This is a genomic window from Leptolyngbya sp. Cla-17 (assembly GCF_016807185.1).
GTDB lineage: Bacteria > Cyanobacteriota > Cyanobacteriia > Leptolyngbyales > Leptolyngbyaceae > ULC077BIN1.
In genome coordinates, this window is the sequence record NZ_JAEVYN010000002.1 from 2,640,160 (window position 1) to 2,658,438 (window position 18,279).

Annotated in this window: 18 protein-coding genes and 2 pseudogenes; 10 read left to right on the forward strand and 10 right to left on the reverse strand. The window is 47.8% G+C overall.

Annotated elements, in window-relative coordinates:
• The first annotated feature begins 288 nt into the window (after positions 1–288).
• Positions 289–936 (forward strand): VanW family protein, encoded by a 648-nt coding sequence (locus JOY44_RS23050; protein WP_171575740.1) that lies wholly within the window; start codon positions 289–291, stop codon positions 934–936.
• Here the strand turns inward: JOY44_RS23050 and JOY44_RS23055 are convergent.
• Positions 913–1,482, reverse strand: a complete 570-nt coding sequence (locus JOY44_RS23055) for an IS630 family transposase (RefSeq protein WP_171572047.1) — start codon at positions 1,480–1,482, stop codon at positions 913–915. The genes JOY44_RS23050 and JOY44_RS23055 overlap by 24 nt on opposite strands.
• Positions 1,476–1,985 carry a helix-turn-helix domain-containing protein gene (locus JOY44_RS23060; protein WP_171573305.1) on the reverse strand — a complete coding sequence of 170 codons (510 nt, stop codon included), beginning with the start codon at positions 1,983–1,985 and terminating at the stop codon, positions 1,476–1,478. The genes JOY44_RS23055 and JOY44_RS23060 overlap by 7 nt, the downstream gene beginning before the upstream one ends.
• A gap of 260 nt (positions 1,986–2,245) precedes the next feature.
• On the opposite strand from JOY44_RS23060, the gene JOY44_RS23065 reads away from it, so the two are divergent.
• Positions 2,246–3,200 (forward strand): IS630 family transposase gene (locus tag JOY44_RS23065; RefSeq protein ID WP_197985745.1). Its coding sequence is split into 2 segments (ribosomal slippage): positions 2,246–2,580 and positions 2,579–3,200, totalling 957 coding nucleotides; the frame shifts between segments, so codons are not numbered across the junction.
• Between the two features lie 815 nt (positions 3,201–4,015).
• On the opposite strand, the gene brnA is transcribed toward JOY44_RS23065, so the two are convergent.
• From brnA to JOY44_RS23080, 3 genes are read right to left on the reverse strand one after another with little or no spacing between them, the layout of a single operon-like run.
• Entirely contained in the window at positions 4,016–4,246 is a 231-nt protein-coding gene (gene brnA / locus JOY44_RS23070) for a type II toxin-antitoxin system BrnA family antitoxin (RefSeq protein ID WP_171575741.1), read from the reverse strand.
• On the reverse strand, positions 4,236–4,499 hold the full coding sequence (locus JOY44_RS23075; protein ID WP_171575742.1) for a BrnT family toxin: 264 nt from the start codon (positions 4,497–4,499) through the stop codon (positions 4,236–4,238). Before JOY44_RS23075 ends, brnA begins: the two co-directional genes overlap by 11 nt.
• On the reverse strand, positions 4,496–5,545 hold the full coding sequence (locus tag JOY44_RS23080) for a PDDEXK nuclease domain-containing protein (RefSeq protein WP_171575743.1): 1,050 nt from the start codon (positions 5,543–5,545) through the stop codon (positions 4,496–4,498). The genes JOY44_RS23075 and JOY44_RS23080 overlap by 4 nt, the downstream gene beginning before the upstream one ends.
• Positions 5,546–5,874: 329 nt before the next feature.
• On the opposite strand from JOY44_RS23080, the gene JOY44_RS23085 reads away from it, so the two are divergent.
• From JOY44_RS23085 to ltrA, 4 genes and pseudogenes are all read left to right on the forward strand, one after another.
• Positions 5,875–6,126, forward strand: a complete 252-nt coding sequence (locus JOY44_RS23085) for a type II toxin-antitoxin system ParD family antitoxin (protein WP_171575745.1) — start codon at positions 5,875–5,877, stop codon at positions 6,124–6,126.
• Between the two features lie 98 nt (positions 6,127–6,224).
• A pseudogene (locus JOY44_RS32995) lies at positions 6,225–7,076 on the forward strand (IS1 family transposase).
• A 206-nt stretch (positions 7,077–7,282) separates the two neighbouring features.
• Positions 7,283–8,343: pseudogene (locus tag JOY44_RS23105) on the forward strand (IS630 family transposase).
• A 393-nt stretch (positions 8,344–8,736) separates the two neighbouring features.
• Positions 8,737–10,020, forward strand: coding sequence for a group II intron reverse transcriptase/maturase (ltrA, locus tag JOY44_RS23110; RefSeq protein WP_171575746.1), 1,284 nt, complete (start codon positions 8,737–8,739; stop codon positions 10,018–10,020).
• Between the two features lie 114 nt (positions 10,021–10,134).
• On the opposite strand, the gene JOY44_RS23115 is transcribed toward ltrA, so the two are convergent.
• From JOY44_RS23115 to JOY44_RS23135, 5 genes are all read right to left on the reverse strand, one after another.
• Positions 10,135–10,389 (reverse strand): transposase, encoded by a 255-nt coding sequence (locus tag JOY44_RS23115; RefSeq protein WP_171575747.1) that lies wholly within the window; start codon positions 10,387–10,389, stop codon positions 10,135–10,137.
• Positions 10,390–10,576: 187 nt separating this feature from the next.
• Positions 10,577–11,008 carry a transposase gene (locus tag JOY44_RS23120; protein ID WP_203032096.1) on the reverse strand — a complete coding sequence of 144 codons (432 nt, stop codon included), beginning with the start codon at positions 11,006–11,008 and terminating at the stop codon, positions 10,577–10,579.
• Positions 11,009–11,024: 16 nt separating this feature from the next.
• Positions 11,025–11,390 (reverse strand): helix-turn-helix domain-containing protein, encoded by a 366-nt coding sequence (locus JOY44_RS23125; RefSeq protein ID WP_203032097.1) that lies wholly within the window; start codon positions 11,388–11,390, stop codon positions 11,025–11,027.
• Positions 11,391–12,643: 1,253 nt separating this feature from the next.
• Complete coding sequence (locus JOY44_RS23130) at positions 12,644–13,270, reverse strand: response regulator transcription factor (protein ID WP_171575750.1); 627 nt, start codon at positions 13,268–13,270, stop codon at positions 12,644–12,646.
• A complete protein-coding gene (locus JOY44_RS23135) occupies positions 13,267–14,337 on the reverse strand; it encodes a sensor histidine kinase (protein WP_197985701.1) in 1,071 nt (356 codons plus the stop codon). The genes JOY44_RS23130 and JOY44_RS23135 overlap by 4 nt, the downstream gene beginning before the upstream one ends.
• A 154-nt stretch (positions 14,338–14,491) precedes the next feature.
• On the opposite strand from JOY44_RS23135, the gene JOY44_RS23140 reads away from it, so the two are divergent.
• Genes JOY44_RS23140 through JOY44_RS23155 form a run of 4 tightly spaced genes read left to right on the forward strand, consistent with a single transcriptional unit; the run spans position 14,492 to position 18,251 of the window.
• Positions 14,492–15,799 carry an ABC exporter membrane fusion protein gene (locus tag JOY44_RS23140; protein WP_242541815.1) on the forward strand — a complete coding sequence of 436 codons (1,308 nt, stop codon included), beginning with the start codon at positions 14,492–14,494 and terminating at the stop codon, positions 15,797–15,799.
• The gene (gene devC, locus JOY44_RS23145) at positions 15,796–16,953 is read left to right on the forward strand and encodes an ABC transporter permease DevC (RefSeq protein WP_171575751.1); all 1,158 of its coding nucleotides are present in this window, start codon (positions 15,796–15,798) and stop codon (positions 16,951–16,953) included. The genes JOY44_RS23140 and devC overlap by 4 nt, the downstream gene beginning before the upstream one ends.
• An 11-nt stretch (positions 16,954–16,964) precedes the next feature.
• Complete coding sequence (locus JOY44_RS23150) at positions 16,965–17,519, forward strand: hypothetical protein (RefSeq protein WP_171575752.1); 555 nt, start codon at positions 16,965–16,967, stop codon at positions 17,517–17,519.
• Between the two features lie 6 nt (positions 17,520–17,525).
• Positions 17,526–18,251, forward strand: a complete 726-nt coding sequence (locus JOY44_RS23155) for a DevA family ABC transporter ATP-binding protein (protein WP_171575753.1) — start codon at positions 17,526–17,528, stop codon at positions 18,249–18,251.
• Positions 18,252–18,279 lie beyond the last annotated feature (28 nt).

Genomic DNA, 18,279 nt, shown 5'->3' on the forward strand with positions numbered 1-18,279 from the left:
AGTGCTGTTGGTTTTTCATATGGATGTGTTTCGGGGCACTTAAAAGCACCCTTTTTTACATTTTGCAATTGCTGTCTAAACTATCCTGTTGCACCCGATGGAACGTAGTGGCTCAGCGAGTATGGTGAGATAATCTTCCACGGGTGAACCAGGGCGTTAGCTTTTATTATAGAAGCGGAATTGCTTGATCTCCGTCAAATCTGTCGGGTACATCAATAAAGGAGTCGCCGTTTTGAAAGAATGGAAACGATCTCTGCGTATTAGCCTCAAGTACGCTAGGAGCTTGCTTTGTGGCTACCCTTTTTTTATGCTCGTCAACAAACTCCCCATCGGTCATATCTTTACTCTCATTTATGGTGTGATTCCGTCACAGCCATTCCAAATCGTGGCAGTCCAGAAATTCGAGAAAATCGTGTCTTAAACTTGCAACTGGCTGCGAGCAAAATTCACCAACTTCAACTTAACCCTGGGCAAATCTTCAGCTTCTGTAATTGCGTAGGCGACCCAACCTTAAGTAATGGGTTTAAGGCAGGACCCGTGTTTGTGCGCGGTCAAGTACAGACGGGAGTGGGTGGCGGACTATGCTTAATTGCTACCAACCTGTTTCATATGTTTTTGGTTTCAGGCTGCCAGATTCTGGAGCGACATTGCCATAGCATCGATGCTTACGGGGGCGATCGCTTTTACCAGCTTGGTCAAGATGCTTCGATCTCCTATGGCTATAAAGATTTGATCGTCCGGAATCACAGTGCTGTGGCACTACAGTTGCGCTTACAAGTACTGCCGGAGACAGGTCAAGTGGTCTCTAGCTTATGGGGGCAGTCTCCTTGCCCCTGGAAGGTTAAAGTTGACTCTGTGGTTTTGCAAGAGTTGTTATCTCCTTCAACAACTAACTCAACAACTAATACCAATTTAAACAGTATTCAAGGCAGATAGGGCATCCAGGATAAAGGAATAACCTGTGAGAGAAGCAATTACTTGTGGTGTTAACTCAGCCAGGAGTTGATCGATTTTGACTTGTAGTTGGTCGAGCGTTTTGAACGCAGCCCACTTCAAACTTGCCTTGAGATGTTCCCACAACCTCTCAATAGGATTTAGCTCAGGGCAGTAAGGCGGTTGGAATAACAAGATGATGTTCTCTGGCACCACCAACGCTTTACCCTTGTGAAACCGCCCGTTATCCACTTGCAAGACGTTCAGACTATCCGGATAAGCGTTGGAAAATTCATTCAAGAATCGTTGATAACACTCGGTATCAACATGAGAAAATTGCAGAAAAAAGGACTCTCCCGTGGCAGGTTCAACCGCCCCGTAGAGCCAGAACGCTTTGAACAACCACTGCCACTGCCCAATCGGTTTGATGCCACACGCCGTGATCAATCGTCCCATCAGAGTATGCAGTCCAAAACGACTCTCATCCTGAGCAAAATAGCGAATGGGACGTTCATCCTGCCCCCGGTGGCGAGCATACTGACTCAGCAAGCTGAGGTCGCCCTTGAGGTTTGCTTAAAAGCAGATCGCTGTTCACTATCCTGCTGGCAATTTTGAGGACGAGCAACCTTTAGCTTGGCTTTGAGCCGATAGCGGGTCATTTGGTAGACCGCGTGATACTCCGCTTCTACTCCCAAGGTTTCTGCCAACCACTGTTGTACTGCTCCATAACTTTGAAAGCCGTGTCTCTGTCGTAACCGCTTTGCCAAAGCATCCTCTGCCCATTGGGGTATCACTCGCACTCCCCCCGGCGATTTCTTGATTTCTAGCATCGCCCCCACTCCTCCAGTGCGATACATCAATAGCCAGCTTTGCACCGTGTTTCGATGTTTCCCGACCGCTTTGGCAATCGCACTAATGCTCGGCGCATTCTCTTGTTTCAACCAGTAGAGCACTTGCAATCGTTCTTTAGCGCTTGGCGTTTCGGCTTGCCGCAACTGTTGAGCTAAGTCATCCAAACTTTCTTTCACGTCTATTGACGTTACACCTGCCATGACTAGACTCTCCAAACAACTCCGCTCAGTCTAGTCCATTTGCCGCTTACTCAATTTAAATTGGTATAACATTTCTGGTTGGATCGTTGAAACTCGACGATCTGTGTGTGATCGGGCGGACAATTCAAGAGCAAAGACTGGAGCGAAACTCATGACTGAAGAACTGTCATGGCAACTTGATTACCGCGCCATTATAGCCTTTTCCTATTGAATGAGGTACGATTCTAGTAATGTTTAGTAGCCTAAATGAATCGGTAGTGATGAAAGCGTATTCTACAGACTTGCGCCAAAAAATCATTGACGTTTACAAAGACGAACCCATCTCTCAACGCCAACTAGCCAAGCGATTTAGCGTGGCAACCAGTTTCATTATCAAACTGCTTAAACAATACCGAGAAACGGGCAGCATTGAGCCAAAACCTCATGGAGGAGGTAAGCCCGCTCAACTGACGCTTGAGCATCATCAAGTGCTTGCCGAATTAGTCGAGGCTACCAATGATGCCACGCTTGCCCAGTTATCTGAGCAATTCGAGGCGAAAGTAGGAATGCGAGTAAGTCGTTCAACGATGGGACGAGCGGTGCAACGCTTAAAGCTCACCGTCAAAAAAAACCTTTCGAGCAACTGAACGAGACCAGGAGCAGGTGCAGCAGGCACGGGTTGAGTTTTGGCAAATGATTACTCAAGTCGAAGCCAAAGACCTAGTATTCATCGACGAAGCCGGAGTAAATCTAGCAATGGCAAGGCTCTATGCCAGAGCCCTTCAAGGACACCGCGCTTACAGTCATCGTCCACAGAACCGAGGAAAAAACCAAACCATCATTGGAGCGCTCACCCTTGATGGCATCATTGCGGCACTGACCTTTGAAGGGGGAACGGACGGACGGGCGTTTCAAACTTTTGTCCAACAGGTGTTAGTGCCAAACTTGTGGAAGGGAGCCTGTGTCGTTATGGATAACTTTAGTTCTCACAAAGTCGATGGCATTGCCCAAGCGATTGAAGCAGTGGGTGCAAAATTAGTCTATTTACCCTCCTACTCACCCGACTTTAATCCCATTGAGCAGTTTTGGTCAAAAGTCAAAGCAATCCTCCGCGCGATTGCTCCACGAACCAAACAAGCGTTAGACGAGGCGATGACTCAAGCGTTTGCTCAAGTGTCGCTTAAAGATATTCGTCATTGGTTTACTCATTGTTGCTACTGTACCTCACTCGACTGAGAACCGCTATAGTGTTTATAAACCCTGTACTGACAGCAGTTTGGAGACTACTAGTAAGATCGATAAGATTGTATGAGCAGTGCTTGTGAAAGCGAGGCCATCGTTTATGGAAGCTGTTGGTGGCAAAAACCAGCTAACAAGTCAATGAAACGGACCGTTGAGAGATCTATAGTGACGGTGCGAAAGTTGTCAGCTGCCGCTTATCTTGGTCATTTTCTGTCAATCAAAGGACCTCAAAAGAGACAGTTGCAAAGTGCAACGGCGATCTGGCGTCTCACCCTCTAAACTTTGTAAAACAAGTCGCCAATCAATCTATGCATCAAAACGGAGTAAGTGCAGCGAGTTTTGATACACTGGGTTAAATAGCAGCACGATGTAGAGGTGGAGTGTTAGAGGATTAGCATAATTCTCCCCAGTTGGACCAGCGAGCGCATTAGAAAAGAAAGTTACGGTTTCGGCTGAAAGGCTTTCTCTACATAGTTTTCAGTTATAGGTCGTCAATAAAGTATGTCCCATTGGGCAATACATGCCTGAATGGAAGCAGAGAGATGTGAGAGAGGGCTTCGTTCGTCATTCACTCCCCCTTGTGCCCTAAGGCTTTCGACAATATCATTGATCTGGATAGTGTTCCAGTAAAGGATCGCATTGGAGACTCAGCTCAGGCAACTAGCCTTGTTCATCATCTCCTCGTAATCCCCCGTCGTGAACTCCGCTTGATCTGCGAAGAATACCCGTCGTGGCAACTTGTGCCGGTATCTGCCCTTATTAGGGGTCTGGTTAGTGATCAATCCGTTCAGCACGGGTTTTGACTTCGTTCATGTGGATTCATTGACGGCTAAATGCTCAGCCAGAGAGGTTTGGATAATGGACTGGGGCGACACCCCTAAACGGCTGGCTTCTTGATCGATCAACTCCAGCATCCAGACGGGCAGATCGATGCTGATGGTCTTTTGCTCAGACTGATGGCGATTAGCGTTGGATAGGTCAAGCATTTGAGTGATGTCTTCACCCGCATCAAATTTTCGGTCAAATTCTTCAGCTTTCATACAGTGCAACCTCTTCTATGCGCGATCGACGAACGGAGATGAGCCGAATGTTTTGCCCTCGATAGGTGATGACCGCTGACCAATGTTTGTCCTCTATCTTACCCACGATCAAAAACCTTGGCTCGTCGTGGGTTTTGGCAGGAATTTCTAGCAGGTTGGAGTCGTTCCATAGCGTTTGTGCTTCCACAAAGCCAATGCCATGTTTGGCGAGGTTGGACTGACTTTTGTTTTCGTCATATTCGAAGATGGTCATGATGGCTCATCTTTTGAGGCCTGCAAACGTTGGCGGGCGGAGACGATCGCGTCGTGCAGCTTGTTTTGCAGGACCTCTTTAGGAGGCAGGACGGTCAGGTATTCGGCAACATGGATGCCGCTTTTATCAAGTTCTAGTAGCTCAATCTGCTCTTGCTTTTTTCCTGCACATAGGATGATGCCCAGTGGCGGCTGTTCATCACTCTCCTGGTCGTATTTGGCAAGCCAGCGCAGGTAAAGCTCCATCTGGCTTTTATATTCGGGACGGAAGTTGCCTAGCTTTAGCTCGATCGCGACGAGGCGTTTGAGTTTGCGATTATAGAACAGCAAGTCAATGTAAAAATCGTCGTTGTCGATTTGCAGTCGTTTTTGGCGGGCAACAAAGGTAAAGCCTGCACCCAGTTCTAGCAAGAATTGCTCGATTTCTCGCAGGATGGCATCTTCGAGGTCGGTTTCGAGATAGCGATCGCTTAAATCCAAGAAGTCCAGGATGTAGGGGTCTTTGAGGAGTAACGTTGGGGAGAGTTGCTGGTCGTGGCGCAGTTGGTCGAGGTCGTGGCGAATGGTGTCTTCGGGTTTGCGGGAGAGGGCAGTGCGCTCAAACAGCATGGAGTTGAGCCGTTCTTGTAGTTGGCGAACGCTCCATTGTTCGAGTTGAGTAATCTCGATGTAGAAATCACGTTTGAGGTGATCTTCGATGCCAATCAGCAGCTTGAGATGCGACCAGCTCAATTTTGCACACACTGTCTGCAAAATCTCCCGATCTGGAAACGCATCTGAAAGCACAACGCAGTAGTGCAATTGCCGTTCACCCCAACCTTTACCGTAAGCCTGGGTAAGGGCTTGAGAGAGGTTCAGGAGTACCTGTTTGCCGTATTCGGCGCGCTGACCTTGCAATATTTCGGTCTGAATGCGTTTGCCAACTTGCCAATAGAGCAGGGTGATCTCGGCATTAATGGCAACAGCAGCACGTTGTTTGGCGGCATCAATCAGTTGCCTGATTTCTTGAAACAGAAGATCGCTCAATTGAGACAGGTCATTGCTCATTACTCTAGAACATCCAGATACTTCAGAAATAGCAGCCAGGACGTTTGCTCTGTATAGTCCAATTCTGTCGTGCAGCCCGCCTCCTTCCAGAGAACGTCATCAATATTTCTAAACGTTTGCTCGAACATCTAACTTTTCTACAGAGGGTTCAGAAAGGGGAGTGAACAATTGAGCCGCACTATAACGCTGTTGCATTGACTGCAAGACCACCCCATCTTGGCATCAAGGGGGCATAATTGAGAAGCGTGAATAACAAACTTTGACATTCCTTGCCATTCACAGCATCATTAAGAGCGTTCCTTTCGGTAGCTTTTTTGAAGGCTTCGCTCATGAACGTCTCCCTTACCCCAGAGCTTGAGCAATACGTCCACGGAAAAGTCAAAAGCGGGCGCTATCTCTCTGCCAGTGAAGTAGTACGAGAAGCTTTGCGCTTATTAGAAGATCGCGATCGCTTGCGGGAGATACAGCTGGCAAAGCTTCAAAAGGAAATTGCGATCGGCGTTGAGAAGGGCGATCAGGGAGAAGTCTTCGACGGTGAAGCAGTGATTCAAGACCTATTGGGACTTGAGCAGCCTCATTAGACTCACTGACGCAAAACGCTATACGCTCAGCACCGGTAATGTTCTAGACCTGTGGAAATGCGAGAATACAGACAGGCGTTTACCCGTGAACTTACAGCATGGTTTTAGAACCTGTTCTTTGTCCTGATTGTGGAAGCAATAACGTGGTCAAGCACGGTCGCTCTGAGGAGAGCAAGCAACGTTATAAATGTCGTAATTCGGAATGCGCTCGCAGCACCTTCATTCGAGACTATGCTTACCGAGGCTACTTGCCCGAAGTCAAACAGCAGATTGTTGATATGGCAGTCAACGGGAGTGGCATCCGAGATACTGCACGAGTGTTGAAGATTAGTCCGACTACGGTGATTGAAGAGTTAAAAAAAAGATCGACATCTCAAAGCAGTCAATGAAGCTCGTCTAGCCCAGCTTGAACCGACTCAAACCATCGTCAAGCTGTGCCAATGGGAGGATGTAGAGGCAGAAGTGGATGAGATGGGTCGTTTTGTCCACTCCAAGCAACAGCAACGTTGGTTGTGGCACGCCATTGATCATGCAACAGGCGAAGTATTGGCATATGTCTTGTCGAACCATCAAGACACGGCTTTTCTCGAACTCAAGTCATTGTTGGAGCCATTTGGGATTATGCAGTTCTATACGGACGGCTGGGGTGCTTATGAGCGACATCTGGAGCCAGCGTTTCATACCGTTGGTAAACACAATACTCAGACGATTGAGCGTAAGCATTTGACTTTACGGACTCGGATCAAGCGATTATAGCAGTACGCTGTTGTCTTAGGACACATTCTTAAGCTAGGTTTGTTTTATTTCAGGCTCGAAATGGAGAAAATGTCCTGACGCGCTTTGGTATTGCTATAGCTCGCAAAACTATTTGCTTTTCTAAGTCCATCTGGTTGCACGATGTAGTCATTGGACTGTTCATCAATCGCTATGAATTTGGCTTGCTGGTTTAGAGCTATCCACAGGTCTAGAAGACGAGTGCGCCGAGCGAAGCTCGGCTCTGCCAACCAGGGGAAGAACCTGGTCAGGGAAGCCTTGGCAAGGCACCAAGTACCGAGTGTTGCGCTGTCATCGGCAACGAGGACAGTGAAGCGTACACAGGGAGATGATATGAAATCCGGGTGTAAACTTACTGCATAAAGTTAGCCTAGAAAGTCCTATGCCCAAACGCCTAACCCTTGAGCCTCATCTCAGTTGTGAAGAATTGGAGGAGCGGTATCGTCAAGCGAAAGAGGGGATCGAACGTAGTCAGTACCAAATTCTGTGGCTACTGGCGAAGGACAAGCGGACGGCAGAGGTGCGCGAGGTGACAGGGTATTCGTTGCGCTGGATACGGGTGATAGCCAATCGCTACAATCGAAAGGGAGAAGCAAGTGTGGGGGATGGTCGGCAGCACAATTGTGGAGCCGAACCTTTACTCGATGAAGTTCAACAAGCCCAACTCCTGCAAGCGATTGCAACGCCTACGACTGAAAACGGCTTGTGGAATGGACGCAAGGTTGCCGATTGGATGAGTCGAGTGCTCGAGCGTCCAGTGTCGCCTCAGCGAGGGTGGGAATACCTCAAGCAGATGGAGTTTCGCCTGCGAGTGCCGCGCCCTGAGCATCAGCAGCAAGACCCGCAAGAACAGGAAGCCTGGAAAAAAAACTGCCCGTGCGAGTAGAGCAGTTGCGTCAGCAGTATCCTCAGGCAGAGATTCAACTCTGGGCAATGGATGAACATCGAATCGGTCTCAAGCCCGTGCTGCGGCGCATCTGGGTGCCTTGGTGGGAAAACCCAATTGCTAAAGTGCAGTGGCGTTATGAGTGGGTCTGGGTCTACGGTTTTGTTCATCCTGCCTCCGGCGAGACGTACTGGTGGATCATGCCCAAAGTCAACATCGACTTGTTCAATCGAGTCTTAGCAGATTTTGCTCAGCATTTTGGATTGGGTCAGCACAAACATGTTTTATTGAGCGTTGACCAAGCGGGTTGGCACACGAGTGACAAGGTAGTATTACCCGAAGGTTTGCACCTGGAATTTCTCCCCCCCTATTCACCTGAGTTACAGCCCGCAGAACGCCTGTGGTCAATTTTGGATGAACCGATTGTAAATCGTATCTTTGAGAAGATTGAAGACCTTGAACAAGTACTCTGTGACCGCTGCTGTGCACTGCTTAAACAGCACGAATTTATTCGAGGTCTGACTCATTTTCACTGGTGGCAGGAAGCTAATGCTTAACGATAACTACTTAGCCGGATTTCATATGATGGGCTGCAATGCGAAAGCGTGAAGGGATTGAGCCCCGAAATTAGACATACACGTGGATGCCGACACAGTTCGTGTTGTGGAAGGCAAAACCAACAGAGCCAACTGCCAGGGTTCTGGAGGGTCCACCGGGGTCGGAGACCGTAGCACGTCATCAAGGTAGAGTCGGGAACTCGGGAGGTCCCATGAACTCCTCCATCGGGGGGTAGAGCCGCACAACCGGCAAACCGGAAGAACGCTCAACGATTCATGGGAAGTCGGATGTCCCCATAGTAGTGAAGAAGTGGGGTAACGCCCACGGAGCGAAGGGGGACACATTGGGTCGAACACTCGAAGGCAACATCAACCACACTCAGAGGTGGAAGTATGGTGACAACAGGAATCGAGCGGATAGCCGAACGGGCTCACAGAGAACCAGGGACTGTCTTCAGTGCCCTGATGCACCACTATAGTGTGGAGAATCTGCGAGCCTGCTTTCAGTCGCTAGACAACAAAGCGCCTGGAATCGATGGAGTGACGAAAACGGAGTACGGACAGAACCTGGAGGAAAATCTACAGGGGTTGCACCGGAAACTGAACCAGATGTCGTATCGACCCCAAGCGGTACGACGAGTCGAGATTCCCAAAGAAGATGGCAGCTTGCGCCCTCTGGGAATTAGTTGCGTTGAAGACAAAATCGTTCAGGAGATGACTCGTCGGGTCTTAGAATCAATTTACGAACCGGTATTCCTCAGTAACTCCTATGGGTTTCGACCCCATAAAGGATGTCATGATGCCCTGCGGCAACTGCATCAGGAGGTCATGGGGCAACCCGTTGGGTGGATTGCAGACCTAGACCTGGCTCAATTCTTCGACACCATGCCGCACCAGGAAATCCTCAAGGTATTAGCCCTGCGGATTCGGGATAGAAGATTCCTACAGGTGATTGCGCGAATGCTCAAAGCCGGAGTCCAAACCCTAGGCGGCGTAGTACAGGATGAATTGGGTAGCCCGCAAGGCTCGATAGTCTCCCCCGTCATTGCAAATGTGTTCTTGGATTTTGTGCTAGATCAGTGGTTTACCACCATTGTGCGCCAGCACTGCCGAGGCTACTGCGCTCTGATCCGGTATGCGGACGATAGCATTGCCTTGTTTGAGTTCGAGGACGATGCTCGACGATTCATGCGGGTTCTGCCCAAGCGATTGGAGAAGTTCGGCTTGCGCCTCAATGAGGAGAAAACCCAACTTCTTCCCTGCGGCAAGCGGCAAGCGGGTCTAGCCCTCAAGTACGGGAGAAAATTCCCCAGCTTTGATTTTCTGGGGTTCACCCATTACTGGGGCAAGAGTCGCAACGGAAAAGCCCGATTAAAGCGCAAGACTTCAAAGAAACGATTTCGCCGTGCGTTAGTCACCCTCAATCAATGGTTGCAGCAAAAACGCAATGCTCATAAGCTGCCTCAGCTATGGCAAGCAATCGGGCAAAAGCTGCGCGGACACTTCAACTACTTTGGGGTCACCGACAACGGTCATGCGCTCTACCACTTTGAAGACGCAGCTCACAAGCTGGTCTTCAAATGGCTGAATCGACGGAGTCAACGACGTAGCTTTCGCTGGGAGAGCTTTCTACGCTATCTGGCGTGGCATCCTCTCCCCAGACCTGGTCGCTTATAGCGTTTCCGGCTCCTGTGAGGTACAAACTAAAGGCTCAAACCCTTGCTCTCTATTATTCTGCCCGTACCTCATCCGACAGAAAACCGCTATAGTGTCGCTTTATTATAGCGGTTCTCAGTCGAGTGAGGTACAGTAGCAACAATGAGTAAACCAATGACGAATATCTTTAAGCGACACTTGAGCAAACGCTTGAGTCATCGCCTCGTCTAACGCTTGTTTGGTTCGTGGAGCAATCGCGCGGAGGATTGCTTTGACTTTTGACCAAAACTGCTCAATGGGATTAAAGTCGGGTGAGTAGGAGGGTATAGCAACGGACGGAAGACTTAGGACAAGGGTCAATTCACAAAGCTCACGGGTGTTGATGTTCATCACCAATCTGTCCTAACACACCCGGCGACAGCTATAACCCTCATATGTCACTCTAATTAAAGTAAAATCCAGGCAAAACGCTGAACGTCTTTCACCGACTGCTGTCTGGTATATACGCTTCATTGTCAAATGTTTTGAAATATCGGAAATAAGCTACATATGCTAAGACTCAAGCCGTATAGAAGCTTCAGCATTTTTGACTAAATTTGCTTTTCCGAAAGTGATTCAAGAGGGATAAATAGACTAATTTTGCACCCACTGCTTCAATCGCTTGGGCAATGCCATCGACTTTGTGAGAACTAAAGTTATCCATAACGACACAGGCTCCCTTCCACAAGTTTGGCACTAACACCTGTTGGACAAAAGTTTGAAACGCCCGTCCGTCCGTTCCCCCTTCAAAGGTCAGTGCCGCAATGATGCCATCAAGGGTGAGCGCTCCAATGATGGTTTGGTTTTTTCCTCGGTTCTGTGGACGATGACTGTAAGCGCGGTGTCCTTGAAGGGCTCTGGCATAGAGCCTTGCCATTGCTAGATTTACTCCGGCTTCGTCGATGAATACTAGGTCTTTGGCTTCGACTTGAGTAATCATTTGCCAAAACTCAACCCGTGCCTGCTGCACCTGCTCCTGGTCTCGTTCAGTTGCTCGAAAGGTTTTTTTTGACGGTGAGCTTTAAGCGTTGCACCGCTCGTCCCATCGTTGAACGACTTACTCGCATTCCTACTTTCGCCTCGAATTGCTCAGATAACTGGGCAAGCGTGGCATCATTGGTAGCCTCGACTAATTCGGCAAGCACTTGATGATGCTCAAGCGTCAGTTGAGCGGGCTTACCTCCTCCATGAGGTTTTGGCTCAATGCTGCCCGTTTCTCGGTATTGTTTAAGCAGTTTGATAATGAAACTGGTTGCCACGCTAAATCGCTTGGCTAGTTGGCGTTGAGAGATGGGTTCGTCTTTGTAAACGTCAATGATTTTTTGGCGCAAGTCTGTAGAATACGCTTTCATCACTACCGATTCATTTAGGCTACTAAACATTACTAGAATCGTACCTCATTCAATAGGAAAAGGCTATAGAGCAGGTGAATGGCTCAATGAAGAGGCTTGTGCGGGAAAACCGCAGGCAGGCTTCTGTGAGGGGGAGGTTTCCAACGATGCAAGGCTAAATCGTGTGACACTCTCGTATTCCGAAAGGGGAGAGCAACGGGGAATACAAAGCAAGCCTAAACATTGGAGGAACCCTCTCTACTCGACCCGCAGCAAAATTCGACAGCAGCTTGCTCCTAAAATCCAACTGGGCTACACCGTGCGGCTGAAAGTCTATTTGTAGTCGTTAACTCGCTCATGACGTGTGCATTGCGACTGACAACTCTACCTTCCCAATTGCTGTGTCTCCGTCTGCATATCCTCTGGCTTTCCCAAAGGCGTTGGCTTCTGAGACAATCCCTCCTCCTCAACCCATGCGGCTGACGACCTACTCTGATATCGACCGACCCAGAGAGCAGTTGAAGAGGTTACTTCGTTCCCAACTTCCGTTTTGCGCTGCACGTAGGCTCCCACTTTCCACCGGGACTATGTGAGAGTGTTAACAGGTCAGCTCGGCAACTGCCTGCCTCGAATCCGTTCCCTTTTGGGCAAGCCCTTGAACCCGCGTGGGCTTGTTCACGTTGACGATGGTTCAGACATGGATTCACTGACGTTAGCCGTATGCAGCTCTGCTTGACAGGATTCTCAGTCGGGTTCTGAGTGACTGCCTTTTAGCCCTGCTTCAGACGCTTGAGAGTCAGTCGCACACCTGAGGGCTAAGCTGTTACCCCAACACTAGGGGAGATGGAATGGTCCAAGTTGGACGCACCACACAGAAGTTGAGTTATCAGGGTTCGAGGCCCTGACTCTGCTTTATTTCAAGCCTGGTGGAGGGGCTTGACTTGGGCAGAAACGAATCGCACGCCGAGATACGTGTAAAACAGTGCCACCAATTTTGAGTGGACTAAATTTGGCATAGATAAATCAAAAATTATGGTCTGAAACCCTGATTCCGTCGTCAGAGTCAGTCACTGAAACGCCCTGAGAACGTCTGGTTAGTTGCTAAAACAGCAGTAGGTCAACCTCAAGTTCTCTTATGCAACCGTTGTCTACAATCCAATCTGTACAGTAATTCCAGCGTTCTGTGGCATAAAATCAGACGTATCTCGGCTCAATCCCATTAGGGGTCTCCGAGCGACCCCTTTACTCTACCTGACTACCTTTTCAAACAGGTTCTAAAGCAAATGACGCTGTGCCCACAATGCAGCCTGAACCCGATCGCGCATCTCTAGCTTACTTAAAATCTGAGTCACATGATTTTTTACGGTTCCTTCGCTCAGGAACAATGTCTGTGCAATTTCTTGATTATTTTTGCCCTCACCCACAAGCTTCAACACATCAACTTCGCGCTTACTGAGTAGGTCAGGATAGGAGTTTGAAGGTAATGGTTTGAATTGGGAGAAGGCTTTCGGGGCGATCGTGGGTCCCAATTGGCTATAGCCTTGCGCGACGGAGCGGATCGCGGCTGCAATTTCTGGAGCCGGGGTGCGCTTGAGGAGATACCCCAATGCACCTGCTTGTAATGATCGCAAGATATATTCATCATCATCAAACGTCGTTAGTACCAAAACCCGAATCCACGGATAGTATTGATGAATTTCTTGGGTGGCTTGTACTCCATCACACACAGGCATTCGCACATCCATCAGAATCACTTGAGGTTGCCATAGCTTCGCCGCTTGGATTGCTTCTTGCCCATTGGTTGCTTGTCCCACGATGTCTAAGTCCGCCTCAATCGAGAGCATCGTGGCGAGTCCTTGCCGGAATAAGTCTTGGTCATCGACCAGTAACAGGCGGATCACAACGGGAGCGTGATGTAGATTTGAGTGCCTTGGGTGTGAGCCGTTTCGATGTCGAGTTGTCCGCCTAATAATTGAACTCGTTCAATCATACCCTGAAGCCCAAAGCTCGGATGAAATGCGGTGCGATCGAAGCCGATTCCGTTATCTTTTAGCTCCAGAATGATTCCTGTGGTTGTCTGATATGCGAAGAAGTTTACTTGAGAAGCTTGTGCGTGTTTTTGAACATTCATCAAACCTTCTTTAACAATGCAGTAAATCTGGTAGCTTTGATAGATCGGCATCTCCGGTAACTTAACTTTCCACTGAACTTGCAGCGTTGAGGTCTGCAGTAGTTGTTCGAGTAGCGCAATCAGTGCCTGGTTTAGGTCGAAGTCAGATTGACGCATTCGATCGAGGGCTTGGCTGACATCTTCAATGCATTGTTTAGCTAGGAATTTGGCAGTGTCAACAGCTTGAAACGCTTGATCTGGATTGTGCGATCGCAAAGTCTGCGCGACAGCGAGTTGAGTATCTAAATCTGTCAATGTATGCCCTAACGAATCATGAATTTCTCGTGCAATTCGCGTTCGTTCTAATGTAGCAGCTAGCGATTCGACTTGTCCTGAAAGTTCTTCAATCTTCTGGTAGTTTTTCTGCTGCGTTACAATCATCTCACTGAGCATAATCGTAAAAAAACTTACAGCCGTGTAAATTGCCAGCGCAAAGAAGACGAAACGAACAGGATTATTTGGATTAAGTCCTAGCGGGTCAACTCCTGTAGACTGTTGTACTAGGCTCATGTTTCCAAGATACTCACTGAAGACAGTAGGAATCGCAGTGATGATGACCAGTACGATCGCACTGCGATGCCCTAGTAGAAAATAGCTTTTACCAAAATAGATAAGTTGAAGGATACCTAAATCAACATCGAGACTTCTTGCCCACACAATGATGAGCAATCCAAGCACGATGTAACTCAAACGCTGCCAGCGAGGGCGATTGATGGGGAATACCCAACTCATCAGAAACAGTACGCCACATAAGCCCAATACCAAAGGCAAATTGTAGCTAGACGCGCTTAACGACATTCCCAGATATGCGCTCAGAAAAATCCATTCCAGTGAGCGAAAATTTTGACGCAGCGATCGTAGAAAAAACATTTTGAAAAGGGAATGTCAACATCTTCTTTTGATCCCTATGACTATACTGCGTTAGCTCAAGTCAGAAACCGTGACCTGGGTCATGGTTTTTCATGCTGCGGAGGACTATTGTCATTCTGTATTTTCCGTTAAATTGTTGCTCAAGCGGTTACTAATCGGCTTGCTGCTCATCAAACCCTTGAACGACGCAATGCTCAATCAATTTGAACTTAGCAAACTCAAACTCAAACGCCCAAATCTCAAATGGGTTGTTGGGCTAGGTATTGCTCTAATGATTGGAACTGGACTGATCGCTTTGCGGTTGAATTCATCTCGTCCAACCAGTTCTGGACCAACTGCTACGCCCTCATCTCCTTTTCTCCCTACTGTGAATGCACTAGGGCGATTAGAACCGCAAGGCAAAGTGATCAATGTTTCTGCTCCAAGCCAATCAATGGGTGGGAGCCAAGTGATCGAACTGCGAGTTAAAGAGGGAGATCGAGTACAAGCGGGTCAAATTCTTGCAGCGTTAGATTCGCGCGATCGCTTGCAAGCCAGTTTACTAGAAGCACAACAGCAAGTTCAAGTGGCGCGATCGCGCCTTGAGGATATTAGAGCAGGTGCAAAACGTGGCGAAATTACTGCTGCACAAGCTGAGATCCAGAACTTGGAGGCGCAACTTGCGGGAGAACTGAAAACCCAGCAAGCCACAATTGATCGGTTGAAAGCCGAGTTACAGAATGCTGAAATAGAGTTGCAGCGCAATCAACTACTCTCTCAGGAAGGTGCGATCGCCACATCTACGCTCGATAGTCGCAAGCTTGCAGTCAAAACGGCTCAAGAACGTCTCAATGAAGCGATCGCGGCTTCTGATCGCACTCAGCGCACTTTAACGGCACAGATTCAAAAAGCAAGGGCAACACTCTCCCAGACCGCAGAAGTTCGACCAACGGATATCAGGACAGCACAGGCAGAAATCGATCGCGCGATCGCGGCTGCGAATCTAATTCAAGTTGAATTGAATCAATCTTGTGTCCGCGCTCCGAAAGCAGGTAGAGTCTTGAAAATCAATACACAGGTAGGAGAAATTATTAGTAGTAATGGCATTGTTGAACTCGCAGCTACCGATCAGATGATTGCGATTGCAGAAATCTATGAAAGCGATATTAGCAGGGTTCAGCAAGGTCAAACGGCAATCATTACTAGCCCTAGCAATGTTTTTCCAAATCAATTACGCGGAACAGTTCAGCAACTTGGATCGCAGATTGCTAAAAAAGATATTTTGAACACTGATCCAACGGCTGCAACGGATGCCAGAGTAATCGAGGTCAAGATTCAGTTAGATCCAGCGGCAAGTAAGCAAGTGGCGAATTTGATCAATCTGCAAGTCAATGTGGAGCTTCAACCATGATCAGACGTAGAATCCCACTGGCTTGGCGGCAGCTAATGAACCGAAAAGGGCGATTTCTAGTTGCATTAGCTGGAATTGGCTTTGCAGATATTCTGATTATGACGCAGTTAGGATTTAAGAGTGCGCTGTTAGATAGTAATACTCGCCTTCCTGGACTCTTGAATGCTGATTTGATTCTCGTGAGTTCTCAAGCTCAGAACTTTGGTTTACTCAAAGAATTTTCGCGCCGTCGATTATTTCAAGCCAAGAATTTACCGGAAGTCGCAACGGCTGAACCGCTGTACTTGAGTTTGGCGAATTGGAAGAATCCTCAAACAAACTCAGAGTCTTCAATCTTAGTGTTTGGATTTAATCCAGCGAGACCTGCTTTTCGTCTTCCAGAATTGACACAGAATTCAAAATTGATTCAGTATCCCGATGCTGTTTTGTTTGATCGTGCCTCGGATGGACAGTATGAAACCGCGATCGCTCAAATTGAACAAGGCAAGCGAGTCAACACAGAAATTCAAGGGCGAAAAATTACGATCAGCGGACTCTACCAAGTTGGAGCTTCATTTATTGCAGAGGGTGGTGTAATGACCAGTGACCAGAACTTTATGCGCATCTTTAATGGTCGAACCGCAGGGGAAGTCAGCTTAGGACTGATTACTCTGAAACCTGGGAGTGATCCAGATTTAGTTGCAGAAAAATTGCGAAACGAACTACCTGATGATGTGAAAGTGTTCACGCAGCAAGCGTATGTTCAAAGTGAAAGGACGTATTGGGAAACGAGTACCGCAATCGGGTTTATTTTTTCTTTTGGAGCAATTGTTGGGATTTTTGTGGGTGTGATTATTGTGTATCAAATTCTGTTTAGTGATGTCTCCGATCACCTTTCAGAATACGCCACGCTTAAAGCAGTTGGATATGGCGATCGTTATTTGCTGAGCGTGGTATTTCAAGAAGCTATTATTCTTGCAGTCGTTGGCTTTATCCCTGGTGGTTTGATTTCAATCGGTCTCTATAGCGTCATTAGCAATGCAACGGGCTTACTGCTGGTAATGACAGCGACACGGTTGCTTGAAGTTTTTGTGATGACCCTTGGAATGTGTACCCTATCAGGCGCGATCGCAACACGAAAACTGCGATCGGCTGATCCTGCTGATATTTTTTAGGAATCAAGTGTATGAAATTAGTTCAATGTGCTTCAACAATCATTGCAATGATCGCCATTACAAGCGGCAATAGTTCTGCTCAGAATGTCAAGCTTCAGAACCAATCTGCATCAGAAGCGATGAAGCTCTCTCAAGCCTCTGAGACAGGACAGCCAGCCCCAAAAGAGCGACGGAGCTATATCGGACTTGGTGGAGGTTTGGGGATACGTGGAGGTGAAACCGGATTAGCAGATGGCGGCTTTTCGATACTATCTCGGATTGGCATTACCGATAATATCTCCATTCATAACTCTACCGTTTTTGGAGATCAGACTGCTGTAATGCCTGCATTGACGATTGGTATCCCGATTCGGAATACGAATACTACCGAGGTGGTTGCTTATCCCTTTATTGGTGGTGGCATTAATATCAATACCTCACAGGATTTTGAGGTTGACCCGCTTCTTGTTGCAGGGGTTGATGTTCCACTTGCCGATCGCATTATGGCAACTACCCGACTCAATGTTGGTTTTGGTGAAAGTAAGACCGATGTCGGTGTTCTGTTAGGGATTGGCTACCGTTTTTAATTTCTTATGATCCAACTCTCTTCTTCACGGTCATTTTCTAAAGCTTTGGAAGTAAGCCCACTCATTGCAATTCGCGACTTAAATCATTTTTTCGGTCAAGGACGACTTCAGAAACCTGTGTTATTCGACATCAATCTTGATATTCAAGCAGGTGAGATTGTGATTATGACAGGTCCTTCTGGATCAGGAAAAACCACACTGCTTTCTCTGATTGGCGGACTGCGAGCTTGTCAAACTGGCAGCTTGAGAGTGATTAATCAACAACTTTGTGGAGCAACGCGATCGCCGTTAGTTCAAGTCAGACAACAGATTGGCTATATTTTCCAAGCACACAATCTGCTCGCTAGTTTAACAGCCCAGGAAAATGTGGAGATGTCTTTAGAATTACACCCGAAGATTCCTTGGCGAGATCGCAAGCAAAAAGCAAGACAAATGCTAGAGACAGTCGGTTTAGGCAATCGCATTGCTTACTATCCAAACAATCTTTCGGGTGGTCAAAAACAACGAGTTGCGATTGCTCGTGCATTGGTCACGAATCCCAAAATCGTGCTTGCCGATGAACCGACAGCGGCACTCGATAAAAAATCAGGGCGTGATGTTGTAGAACTGATGCAACGACTGGCTAAAGAGCAAGCTTGCACCATTTTGCTCGTTACCCATGATAACCGCATTCTCGATATTGCCGATCGCATTATCGAGATGGAAGATGGGCGCTTGATTCAAAACAATTGAGTCTGCCGAAACATATCTGAAGAAACTT